The sequence below is a fragment of the Paenarthrobacter sp. YAF11_1 genome, from assembly GCF_052113445.1.
Taxonomy (GTDB): Bacteria; Actinomycetota; Actinomycetes; order Actinomycetales; family Micrococcaceae; genus Arthrobacter.
Genome location: NZ_JBFRDF010000009.1, coordinates 47,285 through 61,465, shown reverse-complemented (window position 1 = coordinate 61,465; position 14,181 = coordinate 47,285). Strand labels below are relative to the sequence as shown.

Annotated in this window: 12 protein-coding genes; all 12 read right to left on the bottom strand. The window is 59.0% G+C overall.

The window, feature by feature from the left end; genetic code table 11:
• Window positions 1-79: 79 nt before the first annotated feature.
• Window positions 80-676 (bottom strand): TetR/AcrR family transcriptional regulator, encoded by a 597-nt coding sequence (locus AB4Y77_RS14820; protein ID WP_442014462.1) that lies wholly within the window; start codon window positions 674-676, stop codon window positions 80-82.
• Between the two features lie 110 nt (window positions 677-786).
• A complete protein-coding gene (locus tag AB4Y77_RS14815) occupies window positions 787-1,368 on the bottom strand; it encodes a carboxyltransferase domain-containing protein (RefSeq protein WP_364305441.1) in 582 nt (193 codons plus the stop codon).
• Window positions 1,369-1,871: 503 nt separating this feature from the next.
• A complete protein-coding gene (locus tag AB4Y77_RS14810; protein WP_024820613.1) occupies window positions 1,872-2,069 on the bottom strand; it encodes a hypothetical protein in 198 nt (65 codons plus the stop codon).
• A complete protein-coding gene (locus AB4Y77_RS14805) occupies window positions 2,070-5,009 on the bottom strand; it encodes an FAD-binding and (Fe-S)-binding domain-containing protein (protein ID WP_442014542.1) in 2,940 nt (979 codons plus the stop codon).
• 125 nt (window positions 5,010-5,134) lie between these two features.
• A complete protein-coding gene (locus tag AB4Y77_RS14800) occupies window positions 5,135-6,103 on the bottom strand; it encodes a sugar ABC transporter substrate-binding protein (RefSeq protein WP_311212316.1) in 969 nt (322 codons plus the stop codon).
• An 89-nt stretch (window positions 6,104-6,192) separates the two neighbouring features.
• Window positions 6,193-7,179, bottom strand: coding sequence for an ABC transporter permease (locus tag AB4Y77_RS14795; protein ID WP_311212317.1), 987 nt, complete (start codon window positions 7,177-7,179; stop codon window positions 6,193-6,195).
• A gap of 8 nt (window positions 7,180-7,187) precedes the next feature.
• Entirely contained in the window at window positions 7,188-8,072 is an 885-nt protein-coding gene (locus tag AB4Y77_RS14790; protein ID WP_166660247.1) for an ATP-binding cassette domain-containing protein, read from the bottom strand.
• Between the two features lie 265 nt (window positions 8,073-8,337).
• A complete protein-coding gene (locus AB4Y77_RS14785) occupies window positions 8,338-8,574 on the bottom strand; it encodes a hypothetical protein (protein ID WP_442014461.1) in 237 nt (78 codons plus the stop codon).
• Window positions 8,575-8,702: 128 nt separating this feature from the next.
• A complete protein-coding gene (locus AB4Y77_RS14780) occupies window positions 8,703-9,710 on the bottom strand; it encodes a Gfo/Idh/MocA family oxidoreductase (protein WP_442014460.1) in 1,008 nt (335 codons plus the stop codon).
• A gap of 40 nt (window positions 9,711-9,750) precedes the next feature.
• Complete coding sequence (locus AB4Y77_RS14775) at window positions 9,751-11,214, bottom strand: APC family permease (RefSeq protein ID WP_442014459.1); 1,464 nt, start codon at window positions 11,212-11,214, stop codon at window positions 9,751-9,753.
• Window positions 11,215-11,356: 142 nt separating this feature from the next.
• Window positions 11,357-12,409 (bottom strand): D-2-hydroxyacid dehydrogenase, encoded by a 1,053-nt coding sequence (locus AB4Y77_RS14770; protein WP_442014458.1) that lies wholly within the window; start codon window positions 12,407-12,409, stop codon window positions 11,357-11,359.
• Window positions 12,406-14,166 carry an IlvD/Edd family dehydratase gene (locus AB4Y77_RS14765; protein WP_442014457.1) on the bottom strand — a complete coding sequence of 587 codons (1,761 nt, stop codon included), beginning with the start codon at window positions 14,164-14,166 and terminating at the stop codon, window positions 12,406-12,408. Before AB4Y77_RS14765 ends, AB4Y77_RS14770 begins: the two co-directional genes overlap by 4 nt.
• Window positions 14,167-14,181 lie beyond the last annotated feature (15 nt).

Below are 14,181 nucleotides of genomic sequence, written 5' to 3'. Positions count from 1 at the left end.
CGGCGTCGCGCCCTTGTGCCACCTTGGGACACCTTCCAATGGATGCCCCAGCGAGACCGGGTAGGCCGCACTATTGCCGCTAGACGGCACCTCGGATTTCGGCGTTGATCTCGACGATGGAAAGGGTCAGGGCCACGGCCCGGTCAGTCAGCAGAGAAAGTTCCTGGTCCCCGCCGCTCCGACCGGCCCATCGACCAACACCGTCAAGCAAGGTGAGTATCTGTTGGACGGTAGAGGCCGAGAGCTTGAGCCCCATCTCATCGGCTGCAGCAATGAACATGTCCTGGTGGAGACTGGTCCAAAGGTCGGCCTCTGCGCGGACCTCGTCCTTTAGAAAGCGTGCCACCTTGTCCGTAGCGACCAGTAGGTCCCATATATTCGGTTCGGGCCTTTGCAGTTGCTGAGCCAGGTGGCCTTGGACAAGCGCAGCCCAGTACTCCTCGGCAGACGTCGCCTTCTCGGCTCCAGCCAGAAGGTCATAAGCAAAGGCATGCGTAAACCACCGAAGCGACTCCGCCACGATCTCGTCTTTTCCCCCCGGGAAGCTCGAGTAGATGCTGGGTGCTTGCATACCCACCTCCCTGGCTAAGGTGCGCAGGCTGACTGACTCAAAACCGCGGGTCGCAGCGAGTTGCAGGAAGCCCGCCACGATTCGGCGCCGGGTCGGAGTCTGCATTGACCAATCACGCCCTGACAGGAATTTTCTGACAGCGGCATTAGCTTGCAGTCGCGGCGACTCGCTCACATCACCCACCCCGTTGATCGACAGTGACGACTCCAGCTTAGCTAACGAACACTCGTTAGCATAGAGGAAGAATCCAACCGTCCTCTCAGCCACATATGATCGCCCATTCGCAGGAGCGCGGCAGTTCCGACCGATCTCTCGGTCACCCGCCCGATGATAAGTTCGTCTGAATAGGCTGCGCGACTGGCAATGGTCAGGCCCGCACCAGATAGGGTCAGCGACCCTGGAGGCACAGCCCGTTTGGATCTGCTCGCCTGAAGTGTTTGGAGGCCACTGTCCGACCACGGCAATTCGAGGAGCGCAGATGCCCCGGGCTCCGAGAACATTCTCACAGTGTGTCTACTTCGGCAGATCCGCCTGATCAGGGTGCTTTCCGACGTACCTAAAAGGACGCCTGCCACAGCCAGGTCCGGTCCCGCCGGACCTCCAAACGTGATCGGCAAGATGTGCGTTGATGGACGATGCTCGCCATGGTCATAGGTGACCGTTGAATAGGCAGCCGCTAGGAAAGCCTCGAGGTCCTTCGCACCTATGGAACGCTCGTCGTAGTCGAGAAGGACGCCATCTTTCATCTTCTTAAAACCATTGATTGCGACTGATTCAAGAGACTGGACGGCCTCCATGAATGCTTCTACGTATGGACCAGGAACAGCCGGCGCCAGTATCTCCACCAGCAGCTTTCCAGGTTCACAGGCAATGAAAGCCAAATCCTGGAGACTCACCACGCCCTCAGTTCTCCTGCGAAAGGAAAGAAAGCGGGCCGTAGCGCTTGAACACAGTGCCAGGAACAAGCGCTACGGACCGCAGCTTGGAGGGTCTAGATGCCCCGAATCGGCCACGGCCACGCATCACTCGTATCGCGGCCCTCCGACATTTCCTGCAGGAGTCGATGAACAGTTCTGCCAGACCGCTTTAGCGAATGGTCGCCGCGCTCTCCGGAATCCGTCTCACTGGAGTGAGGTGAGGTTCGCAGCCACTCAACGTGCCGCCCTTGTGCGAGCTTCCTGTTCATCATCGGGATCAACCCTTAAGAATTAGTTGTGCCTTTTGGTCAATTCCAGTTTGGGTTCCTGCAGACCTTTCCATCCGTGTCAGTTTGAGACACCGCACAATAGAATTCACGGACTCAACGCGAACTGATACTGACAACAAAGATGAAGATCCCGGACGCAGCAATCAGAAGCGCCGCTGCACGAGGCGGGACGCTGTGGACACCTCGCACTGTTGCTGTAGCCCGGGGCTGCGGGCCGGGCTTGGCCAAGTGGTCGCCAACCAAACGCAACCCGGCAGCCACTAGAACCAGGAAGACCCCAAAGTACTCCATTCAGTCCGCCCATCGGGCGCTATACGGATCCAGCGCCACGGCCAGATGCTTGCTGGTGTATTCAGGGTCCACCTGCGAGACCTGCATGGCACAACTGAACCCGTCCGTAAGAACCAGTGCACCAGCATCAGCCTGACCAATTGACGGAATGATCGAGTGCTCCGCAACTTTCATCGACATGTCAAAGTGCTCTGCCTCGAAACCGAAGTTGCCGGCCACGCCACAGCACGAGGACGATTCCACCAGGTTGGAAACTCCCCAGGCTTCCAGGACCCGTTTCTGGGCGCCCGAACCGAACACGGCATGCTCATGGCAGTGCGTTTGCAATACTGCTGATTCGGGCGGCAGGGCCTTCGGTCTCCATCCTCGAGTAACGGCCTCGTCCACGGCGACGGCGAAGGATCGAACTCTGGCCGCGACCCTCTCAGCAGCTTCCCCTCCAACCAGTTTCGGACCTTCGTCCCGGATGGTGGCAGCGCAACTGGGTTCAAGGACAACAATGTCCCGGTCCGTGCCGTCGTCGAGCTTGCTGATCAACTGAGCCAACCGCCGTCGGGCCCCTTCGCGCTGCCCCGTGGAGATCCACGTCAGACCGCAGCAGGCGTCCGGCGTACAGCCTACGGATTTGCCCGTGTCACGGAGCACGCGGGCAGCAGCCGGAACCACCTCGGGCCTAAAGGCGCGGGTAAAGCTGTCGATGAACACCAGGATGTCGGCATTGCCCGCAAAATCGGCTTCCCGCACCCGCTTTCGGATCCGGCCGTTCGCCGCAAAAGCCGGGAGCCGTCGTCGGGCACTGATGCCCAGCCACTCCCCCGCAAGCCTGAACGGCCGGAATGATGCTCCCAGGTTGGCCAGTGGCGCCACCCGCGTCAGCAACGGAAGCCACCGCGGCAGCCACCCTATGGAGTAATGCGTGAACGGCCGGATCCGCCCACGATAGTACTCATCGACCAGTTCTGATTTTGCCTCGGCAATGTCTACACCTGTGGGGCAATCCGTGGAGCAGGCTTTGCAAGAGAGGCAAAGGTCCAGGGCCTCCCGGACTTCCGAGCTTGACCAGCCATCCTTGCTGCTGCCGTTTGCCCGGGTCAGTTCCTGCAGCACCCGCGCACGGCCACGGGTCGAATCCTTTTCATCCTTCGTGGCCCGATAACTGGGGCACATAAACCCGCCGCTGGTGGAACGGCACCTGCCCACTCCGATACAGGCGTGGGAGTTACCCACAAATGGACTGGAGACCTTCAGCAGTTCGCGATTTCCAGAGGAAAGCACGACGGCGGCACCCGGGTCTGCGGTCAGCCCACCGTGAGTGGGTCCAGGCTTGACGACACCTTCCAAGGCCAGCGAGGCAGCGAAGGGAACTGGATGAACGATGATCCCGGGGTTGAGGATTTGTGCCGGATCCCAGAGGTGTTTGAAGGACCTGAAGATGCCGATCATCTCCCGGGAATACATGACTTCCAGCAATTCGCTGCGTGCCCTGCCGTCACCATGCTCGCCGGACAGCGAGCCACCATGGGTCACCACCAGGTCAGCCGCGTCATGGGTGAAGTCACTGAAGACCTTACGTCCGGAGTCGCTGCGGAGGTCGTAGTCCAACCGCATGTGCACACACCCCGCTCCAAAGTGGCCGTACATGAGGGCGGTGTAGCCGTACCTTTTCACCAGTGGAAGAAGGTCCGCCAAGTAGTCGGCAAGCCGTTCAGGGGCCACAGCAGAATCTTCCCAGCCCGGCCACGTTTGAACTCCGTCGATCCGCAGCGACGAGAGTCCGGCGCCGTCTTCACGTACCCGCCACAGCTTTCCTCGCTCAACAGGGTCAGTGACGATCCTGAAATCAACAACGCGCCCGTTCGCGCCGAGCTTGTCGGCCAGTTCCTGACAGGAAGTGTCGGCCAGCTGCAAAGTGTCGGCCGAAAACTCCACCATGAGGAAGGCACTCCCCCCAGGCAACGACTCAACGCTGGCGGCTCCTCGCCGGTGCCTCATGATGTCCACGATCGAAACATCCAGCCCCTCGATGGCGCTCGGCTTGGCGGACAAAATGGAAGTGACATCACGTGCGGAGTCGATGGTGTCGCGGTAGCCCAGACACAGTAGGGCTGTGGTGAGGGGTTTGGCTACGAGGCCCACTTTTGCGCGAACAACGACAGCGCACGTACCTTCGCTGCCTGCCAATGCGGCGGCAACATCGAATCCGTGTTCCGGCAGCAGATGGCCCACGTGGTACCCGGAAACCTGCCTGGGAATGGCTTGAAGTTCAACACGTAGCCTGGCCATGTTTTTTGCGGCCAAAGCCTCCAGGCCCTCAGTGAGCTCCAGCGCGCGAGCAACGGAGTGGGTGTCGGATTCGTCAACAGCGCGGAGAAAGCCACGCCCGGCCCTCAGGTAAGCGCCGTCAGCAGTGACAAGATCCACTTCCCGCACATGATGCGTCATACGCCCATAGGCCACGGAGTGATTTCCGCAGGCGTCATTGCCGATGGAACCACCGATGGTGGCCCGGGTCAGGGAGGAAGGATCCGGTGCAAATGTCAGAGTACCCGTCGTGGCCTTTTCAACGTGGGCGCGCAGCTCACCGAGGACAACCCCAGCGTCGGCCCAAACTGTTCTATCTTCGGCGTCGAGAGCCCCTACTGCATTCATGCGGCGGGAGAGGTCCATCACCAAACCGTCGCCGATGGCGTTCCCTGCCATCGAGGTACCCCCGCCGCGCGTCGTCATCGGTACTACCAACGCCGAACATAGGCGCACGATTGTTCGTACGTCATTGACACTTTTTGGGAAAGCCACGGCGGCGGGTCTTACCCGATAATTCGATGCATCGTAGGAGTATTCAGACAGCCTTCGCGAAGAGTCGTCCACCTCGACGCCGTGATGTTCCAACCGGGCGAGCAACTGCCTCAAAGCCGTGTCGCCGCTGTCACCATGGGGCATGGTTGCGTTCTCCATTCGTAGGTTTCAGGAAGAAGTGTAGGCAGCCGCGGTATGCCCTGGATTGTGCCAAAACAGAACGGGCACAGCGGATAAACCCGCTGTGCCCGCTTGACTGATCTTGCTGCTTACTTCAAGAACTCGGAAAGGTTGTCCTTAGTGATGAGCGTGAACGGCAGCGTGTAGCGGTTCTCCACGTTCCCGCCCTTGAGGAAGTCCGTGACAACCTCAACTGCCTTGACGCCCTGGCCAGCAGAGTCCTGACGGACGGTGGCAGTCATTGTCCCGGCTTTGATGTCTTGCATGGCTGGTTCAGTACCGTCAACGCCGACTACGGCCTTGAACTCGGCGGTTCGTCCCGCGTCAGCAATAGCGGAGGCTGCACCGATGGCCATTTCGTCATTGTTGGCCACGACGGCGTCGATCTGGCCGGCGCTAAAGCGCTGAAGCGTGTCTTCCATGTTGCGCTTGGCGTCGTCACGGCTTCCCTTCGCCTGGAATTCAGCCACGATCTTGAAGTTCTTGTTGATCTTGCTGTCGAAGCCGTTCTTGCGGCGATCGGTCCAGGAGGCACCGTAGATGCCCGCGGCGAAAACAATGTTGCCGCCCTCCGGAAGAGCCTTGTTCAGGTACTCAGCCTGCATTTCACCGGCCACGGTGTCATCCACACCGATGTAGCTCTTGTATCCAACGTCCGAACCTTCGGCGAACTCGGTGGACAGAATGAACAGCGGTATGTTGGCCGCGATGACACGCTTCGCTGCGTTCTGGCTGGCCTCGCCATCCAAAGGCTGCATGATGACGGCGTCTACCTGACGGGTGAGAAGATCCTCAACCTGGTTGAGCTCACTTCCTACGTCCTTCTTGGAGTCGGTGATGTTGAGCTTGACGCCCTTTTCATCGGCCGTCTTCTTCATGGCGTCCGTCATGTGCGCCAGGTCCGGGTCCTGAAGGTCAAGAACCACAACGCCAATGTTGTAGGACTTGCCGGCAGCCTCCGACGTGCCGGGGGTACTGCTCCCCCCGCAGCCGGTGAGTGTGAGGGCTCCAGCGGCCAGCATAGCGGTGGTTATGGCGAGCTTCTGTCGCATTCCCATGATGGTTCCTTTCAATGGTTCTGATTGCTGAGGAGATTGTTGGTTCTGTGGACCCCATTGGGTTCGGGGCATTTCAGTTATTGCAGTGGCTAGTCAGACTTCCACCGGTTCAGCAGCACGGCGAGCACCAGGATGACGCCTTGGACTCCTTGCTGGTAGTACGACGAGACCCCCATCAGGTTCATGCCATTCATGACCACGCCCAGCAGGAGGACACCGATGACCGTTCCGCGGATGGTGCCTACGCCACCGAAGAGACTCGTTCCTCCAATGACGACGGCGGCAATCACCTGAAGTTCGTAGCCGGTGCCAGCTACGGGCGCAGCCCCGTCGAGACGGGCGGTAAGAACCAGTCCGCCCAGCGCGGCTGTCACGCCACCGATGAGGTAAACGGTGAAGAGCACCCGGCTGGTGGAGATGCCCACTTTCTTGGCTGACTCTTCGTTGCCGCCTACGGCATATACATGCGAACCGAATTTGGTGCGGCTGAGAACAAACTCACAGATAACTGCGGCGATCAAGAAAATAATCACCGGGACCGGAACCGGGCCGATGAAACCGGACCCAAGCCATTCAGCAGGTCCGCTGAGACCGGAAACAACCTGCCCGTCCGTCATGACCAGGACTGCCGTACGGGCAATGGCCATCGTCGCCAGTGTTGCCAGGAACGGCAGGATGGCTCCCCAAACCACTAACGCTGCACTCAGGAAGCCAACCAACAGGCCGACCGCAAGGCCTGCAATCAGCGGTAGCCAGAACGCGCCACCGCTTGCCGGGGCAAGCAATGCAAAGGTCATACCTGCCAAGGCCACTATTGAGCCGACGGAAAGATCAATGCCGGCGGTAATCATGATGAACGTCATCCCGAGGGCGATCAGTCCGATGATGGACGACTGCCGGACCACGTTGACGATGTTGTTCAGGGTCAGGAAGTTTGGCGCAACGGCTGCGAGGAAAATGAGGATTACCACGAAAAGAATGATGATCCCATAGTCACCAATGAAGCGCTTGATCTTGGTGGCGGTCATTCCTTCTTTAAGGTCAGCCGGCCCGAGTTTGGTCTTGATGTTTTCCATGGTGAGACTCATGAGTGGCTCGCATTCGTAGTGCCAGGAGCGGCCATCACATCAACGACATCCATCGATGAGGTGCTTCCGATCTTGCGGCGGTTGTCAGGGATGCCGGCGCCGTCGTCGATATAGTCATCCAACGTGCCGTGGGAGATAAGGTGCGCTACCTGCGCTTCAGTAACCTCACCAACCCGGAAGCGACCCACTACTTGGCCTTGGCGCATGACCGCGAAACGATCTGCCACGGCAAATGCCTCATCCAGCCGGTGAGTGATGATGATGACGGCGATGCCGAGATCTTTGAGGCGCTGGGTCACTTCAATGAGCTTGTCCACCTTGGCTACCGACAGGTTTGCCGTGGGCTCATCCATGATGATCAAGCGGGCATCGAATGCCAACGCCCTGCCAATGGCGACGGCCTGACGCTGTCCGCCTGACAATCTCTTGACCTTGAGCCGCGGATTGATGGGGATGTCCAAGCGTTCGAGTACCCGTTTGGTTTCGAGTTCCATCTTTTTGCGGTCGATGATCCGCAATAGGGGGCCGAGGATGTTCTTCTGCGGCTCCCGGCCCAGGAAGATGTTGGAACGAACATCAAGGTTGTCCGCCAAGGCGAAGTCCTGGTAAACCATCTCCACGCCCTGATCGCGTGAAGCTGATGGGGTTGGGAACTCAGTCGCTTTGCCGTCCAGTTCGATGGAACCTCGGTCTGGTTGGTACACGCCCGTCAGTACCTTCATGAGCGTGGATTTGCCGGCGGCATTGTCGCCCAGCAGTGCGAAGGTCTCGCCAGGCTGGACATCGATGCTGACGCCGCGCAAGGCGGACACTGCTCCGAATGTCTTGTGTATGTCCTTGAGGGCGACCAGTGGAGGGGTCGCCGGTGGTGCTTCGGTCATCTCATCCTCGTTCGTTAGGGCCATGTGAATGATCCGGTGAAACACTTGAGGCGCGGTCCATCAAACTACGTTGTTTGACCTGCTGATTCGGGATGGTTCAAAAGCCCCGAGCCGCGTGACCTTCGCCACACTGTTTCACTTACTAGAACTTTGACGGATGAGCGTTCCATGGATGTGTGCCACTTTGGAACACGAGAATGATACGTTTCAACAACTCAACTAAAAATAGCTTCCAGCGAGAATACTGGAAGCTAAAATCAGCTGCTTACGGCCACGCAACGAGGCTGTAGCCGTCGGCTACGTGAAATAGTCGACGCTCACCCACCGAGAGAACCCAGACGATATCACCGTCGGGAGTCGCGTCGTCAACGTATCCGTCATAGGGAGGCCAACCGGGCCTCTGCAAACGGACAGCGTCGCCAGGCTCCACCTTCTCCCAGAACCCGGCGGGCGGCGTCCAGCTGGCCTGCATTGAGTTCTCTGACTTATGGGCTGTGTTCATGTCCGGCTACCCATCCTTTCCCTTGGCACCGCATCTCCAGCGTTCTGACAATTAAAAATGCCCGGCCTGGGCCGCAGTTGTCGTTGCGGGAACATCTGCGGCCCAGGCCAGGCGGCCTTATAACCTGATTAGCTCAGGTCCACTTCAACGGCAGTGCCGGTTCGGGCGGATTTCTCCGCAGCATCCGCAAGAATCAATGCAGCACGGCCGTCCTCGAACCCGGGACTCCTGGAAGGCAGGCCTCGAACAGCACGGAGGAACTCTGCAACTTCCAGTCGATAGGCCTCTGCATAGCGCTCCAGGAAGAAGTCCTGGTATGGCCCTATGGACTCAACGGATCGAGGACCCCAGTGCCGGACGAGGTTATCGTTCTTATTCCCAACCTGCAGAAGCCCCTTTGACCCGAAGGCTTCGATCCGCTGGTCATAACCGTAGGCTGAGTGGCGCGAATTGATGATCGTCACGAGTTCATCGCTGGATCCCCGCAAGGTGACAACGGTGGAATCGAAATCGCCCGCGTGACGGATGGCGTCGCTGAATACGTTTGCACCCTGCGCTGAAACTTCAACGATATTTGGAATGAAGTATCGTGCCATATCGAGGTCATGGATGGTCATGTCCCGGAAGATTCCGCCGGACTGGGGAAGATAGCCTGCCGGGGGCTCCCCCGGGTCCCGGCTGGTAATCAGCAGCTGCTCCAGAACTCCTATTTCCTCAGCGGCCACGCGGCGTTTCAGCTCCACGAAATGGCGGTCAAAGCGCTTGTTGAAGCCAAGGGCAACGGGAACGTCTGACAATGCCGCTATCTCCCGAAAGGCGTTCACGCGGGAAATTTCCAGGTCGATCGGTTTCTCACAGAGGACTGGCACGTCCGCCTCGATCGCCTTTGCGACGAGGTCCAAATGAGTCGCCGTGGGAGAGGCCACGATGACAGCATCGATCTCACCTGAAGCGAACACTTCATCAGGATCGTCGGTCACCCGACCACCGAATTCAGCTGCGGTTTGTTTAGCACCTTCGATGAAGGGATCACAAACCCAAGACAGCGTAGCCTCGTCCAGGGTAGCCAAGCTCATGGCATGTACTTGGCCTATGCGCCCGGTTCCGAACAGGCCGACTCTGATTTGATGCGTCATTGCAGATCTCCAGGTCTATATGGAAGAGGAAGCTTTTTTGTTAGTCGATCTTTTGCCGGCCCAAGCGCGCATAAACATCAGGCCGCTTGGAACGCAGGAGGTATGCGTAGACAATCCCGCCGAAGAACAAGGCAAAAGTGAAACTCATGAAGATGGCAGTCATGATTGCCGACCCACCGATAAGTTCCGGGTAATTTGTGATGGCCAAGTAGGTGATGAGCCCCAGGAAAAAGACGCTGATAATCGGAGCCACGATGGTCTTCCAGACCGAATCCGGGTCCACCCGCCGGCGGCGAACGAAATAAACAAGCACGGCAAAGCTGGTGATGAACATCAGAAGCAGGACTGCGAAAGTGCCACTCCCGCTTGCAATCGGGTACAAGGCCTCTGGGGCTACCCCAATGACAGTGAAGACGACGGTTGCGACGGCCCACAACAGGCCAATGGCCAATGCCGACATGTAGGGCGACTTATGACGGGGATGCACGCGACCTAGAATCGAGGGCAACGCTCCATCGGCGGCCAGCGAGAAACTGTACCTGGCGGCGATGTTCTGGATCGAGAGCATTGACGCCAGGATCGAGGTGATGAGCAGGACAATAGCAATATCCGCAAAGATCTTTCCCACCAGCACCGTGGCACCATCGTTGAACAGATTCACTGTGTTTGCTGCAGCTGCATCCTGGACTTTGTCAGGACCGATGAAGGAGGTGTAAGCCCACGCCGCCACAGCGTAGAACAATCCAATGCCCACCACTGCAATGTACGTGGCCCTGGGGATGGTGCGATCCGGGTTCTTGACTTCATCCCGGTAGATGACGGTCGCCTCGAACCCGAAAAAGTTTCCGACGGCGAACAACAACGCCAGCCCCAATCCGGCATCGGTGATCCATGGCATGGAGAAGCCGATCCCCTGAACCGCCTCTGCGGATCCTGTGGAGAAGGCCGCAACGTCGAAGATGATGACTACTGCAGATTCAAGCAGCATGACAACGGTCAGGACCTTTGCCGAGAGGTCAATGCGGTTATAGGCCAAGACGGTGGTGATGGCGATGATGCCGAGCCCGTACCAATACCAGGGGATGTCTGGGCCGTTCAGTGTGTTGACCACGAAGCTCTGGAGCGTGAGAGCGAAAAGGGACGGTGCGAAGAACCCTATGAAGATGTAGCCAATGAGCGCCAGCAGTGCTCCCCCGAGGCCCGCCGGTTTACCCAGGCCGGCTGTGACAAATGAATAGAAACCGCCGGGAGCTTCAACGCTGCGGCTCATCTTGACGAAGCCGACTGAGAAAATCAGCAGCATGAGCGTCACCAGAAGGTAGATGCCCGGTGCCGTATGGCCGCTGAAGAGAAGCATCACAGGCAGTGTGCCTGCAACGGTCGTCAGCGGTGATGAAAAAGCGAGAACGTTCATCACGAGCTCGCCCACGCCCATGTTGCCGCTGAGCTTGTGTTCCTGGGTTTGAGCCGGCGTTTTCGTCGTACCTCTTGGTGTGCTTGACATGTAATCCTCGTCGCGAAATTTTGAGTGCTGAATCACACTACCGACGGGGATCGTGGAAGCACTGTACCAGCTTGGGACACGGGATCCCATGGGATATTCCGGTCTGTTCGGCTCACGAAATATCCCATGGGAAAAGGCTTTATCAGGGCCTTTCGGGCGCCATGGCTGAAGAAGATGAATCAAGCTTTTTCAGATCCACCACATCATTCAAGGGCTCATTGGCCTTCCAGAGGCTGAGGTTCCGGGCAAAACTATCCACCACTTTTCCCCGCCACCCGATCAGGTCCCCGGAGGCATGAGGTGAGACCAGGATGTCCCGCCGGCTCCACAGCGGATGAGCGGCATCCAACGGCTCATGCTCAAAAACGTCCAAGGCTGCGCCGCCCAGGCGGCCGGAGTCAAGTGACTCCAGAAGGTCTTGCTCCACCACTACCGCCCCGCGGCCCACATTTACCAAGCGAGCTCCGGGCTGCATTTTCTTGAATCGCGACGAGTTGAACAGGCCGCGGGTTTCTTCTGTGAGCGGCAATGTCAGCACCACGTCATCAGCGATGCCCAGAAGCCGGTCAAGGTCATCAAAACCGGAGATGTGTCCCAGCTGTGCGTCATTCCTCGCAGATCGACCCACAATGTCGACGTCCATTCCGGCAGCACGGAGGAGAAGGACGGTTTCGCGGCCAACCGGTCCCGGCCCCACAACCAAGACCTTCCGGCCCAGCAGTGGCTCGGTTTCGCGGTGCTGCCATGTCCGGGCCTGCTGAAGCTCGATGGTGCGGCGCAAATCCTTGGTAAACATCAGCAACACCCCCAGGACCCACTCAGCGATGGGGCGCTCACACACGCCGCGGGAGTTGCTGACCACAATGTCGCTGTCAATGATCTCCCGGGTCATGAGGCTGTCCACACCGATGCTGGACGTGTGTATCCAGCGCAACTCGCCGGGTCCTACTTCCCGAAGGAGTTTGGTCCGGAAATCGTTCAGGAACAGGATCTCTGTTCCTGGCTGGGCGGCCCGAAACTCATCTGCAGTGCGCACCACCGCGACATCAGCTTCGGCTTCCAACCGTTCAAGCGGAGGCAGCGGCCGGCCCTCCTGAACAATCACCATCACTTTCGGCCGCGACACAGCTCCCCGGGCCTTCCCCTCATCGGCACTCCCCCGGTTGTTCTCGTGTTCGGACGCGTAGCTACTCACCAGCCGCCCTGCCAACCGCTCATGAGGCCATAGGGCAAACGCTGCGGTTCCTCATCAGGAAGGCCCTTAAGGAAGTCGAAGTCACAGCCTTCGTCGGCCTGGTTGACGTGATCGATGAAGAGCCGTCCGTAGCCACGCCGGTATTTCGGTTCGGGGAGCTTGAGTTCGGCAAGTCGGCTCTTGATCTCCTCCGCGGGGATATCCAGGTCCAGGCGCTGGTTCTCTACGTCCAGCACAATGGGATCCCCGTCCCGGACTATCGCCAGCGGTCCACCCACCGCCGCCTCAGGCGATACGTGCAACACTGTGGTTCCAAAGGCGGTGCCGCTCATCCTGGCATCGGAAATACGGACAATGTCACGGATGCCGCGCCGCAACAGCCTTTCGGGAATGGGCAGCATGCCCCATTCAGGCATCCCGGGAGCTCCCACGGGCCCGCTGTTTCGCAAGACCAGAACAGAGTCTTCGGTGATGTCCAGCTCGGGATCGTCAATCCTGCGCCCAAGATCATAAATGTCCTCGAACACCACCGCCGATCCCTTGTGCTGCATCAGATCCTTGGATGCCGCGCTTCGCTTGATGACCGCACCGTTGGGTGCCAAGGAGCCGCGGACGACGGCGATGCCTCCGGAGGCATCAAATGGGGCTTCGAGCGTGCTGACCACTACGCCATCGGGTTCGGGGGCCGAGTTGTAACCATTTTCGAGGGACTCACCTGTGACGGTAATGGCGTCCTTGTTCAGGAGCGGCGCCAATTCCTTGAGTACCGTGGAAATGCCGCCCACCTGGAACAGCTGCTGCACCAAGTACTCGCCCGAGGGGCGGACGTTGACAATGCGAGGCGTACGTTGCGAAATCTCATGGAAGCGATCCAGCGGCAACTCGTAACCGACGCGCCTCGCGAGCGCCAGAAGATGCACTACTGCGTTAGTGGAACCACCCACGGCCATCAGGAGGGTGATGGCGTTATCGAACGCCTCTTTCGTCAATATTTCGCTTGGCTTTGGTCCCTGTGACATGGCCATTTCAACTGCCCGGCGTCCTGTGGCTTCGGCAGCTTGGGCACGACGCGCGTCCACGGCCGGGATTGATGCAGTGCCCGGCAAACACATGCCGAGAGCCTCAACCAGCGACGTCATGGTAGAGGCGGTTCCCATTTCGCTGCAGTGTCCAGCAGAGGGCTTGGCAGCCGACTCAAGCTCGTCGAAGTCAGCCTCGGTGATCTTTCCTGCACGCAGCTCATCGGCATACTTCCACGTGTCCGTGCCGACACCAAGCTGCTTACCACGGAAGTGCGCCGGCTCTTGGGGCCCACCGGTGAGCATGATGGTCGGGACGTCCGCACTCGCAGCACCCATGAGTTGGGCTGGAACGGTCTTGTCGCAGCCGCCCAGGAGCACGATGGCGTCCAACGGGTAGGCGCGGATGGATTCTTCAACGTCCATGGCCATGAGGTTTCGGAACTGCATGGCTGAAGGCTTCATGAGACTCTCGCCCAGGGAAATGGTGGGGAACTCCAGGGGCAGCCCACCGGCCATGAGGACACCGCGCTTGACAGCGTCGGCCAGCAGCTTGAAGTGAATATTGCAGTTGACAAGCTCCGACCACGAGTTCGCGATGCCGATGACCGGTTTGTCCTTGAGTGCGAAGCGGGAGAAGCCCTCAGCTTGAATCGCTGTTCGGTGAACGAATCCTGTGAGGTCGTGGGGTGCAAACCAGCGCGCACTGCGGAGGTCCTTATAGCTCGACTCTTCCATGTCTTTTAGCTCCTT

Excerpts from the sequence above, each read along its gene's own strand:
- AB4Y77_RS14820 (WP_442014462.1), bottom strand. The coding sequence starts at position 676 with ATGCAGACTCCGACCCGGCGCCGAATCGTGGCGGGCTTCCTGCAACTC.
- AB4Y77_RS14815 (WP_364305441.1), bottom strand. The coding sequence starts at position 1,368 with ATGGAGGCCGTCCAGTCTCTTGAATCAGTCGCAATCAATGGTTTTAAG.
- AB4Y77_RS14810 (WP_024820613.1), bottom strand. The coding sequence starts at position 2,069 with ATGGAGTACTTTGGGGTCTTCCTGGTTCTAGTGGCTGCCGGGTTGCGT.
- AB4Y77_RS14805 (WP_442014542.1), bottom strand. The coding sequence starts at position 5,009 with ATGCCCCATGGTGACAGCGGCGACACGGCTTTGAGGCAGTTGCTCGCC.
- AB4Y77_RS14800 (WP_311212316.1), bottom strand. The coding sequence starts at position 6,103 with ATGGGAATGCGACAGAAGCTCGCCATAACCACCGCTATGCTGGCCGCT.
- AB4Y77_RS14795 (WP_311212317.1), bottom strand. The coding sequence starts at position 7,179 with ATGGAAAACATCAAGACCAAACTCGGGCCGGCTGACCTTAAAGAAGGA.
- AB4Y77_RS14790 (WP_166660247.1), bottom strand. The coding sequence starts at position 8,072 with ATGACCGAAGCACCACCGGCGACCCCTCCACTGGTCGCCCTCAAGGAC.
- AB4Y77_RS14785 (WP_442014461.1), bottom strand. The coding sequence starts at position 8,574 with ATGAACACAGCCCATAAGTCAGAGAACTCAATGCAGGCCAGCTGGACG.
- AB4Y77_RS14780 (WP_442014460.1), bottom strand. The coding sequence starts at position 9,710 with ATGACGCATCAAATCAGAGTCGGCCTGTTCGGAACCGGGCGCATAGGC.
- AB4Y77_RS14775 (WP_442014459.1), bottom strand. The coding sequence starts at position 11,214 with ATGTCAAGCACACCAAGAGGTACGACGAAAACGCCGGCTCAAACCCAG.
- AB4Y77_RS14765 (WP_442014457.1), bottom strand. The coding sequence starts at position 14,166 with ATGGAAGAGTCGAGCTATAAGGACCTCCGCAGTGCGCGCTGGTTTGCA.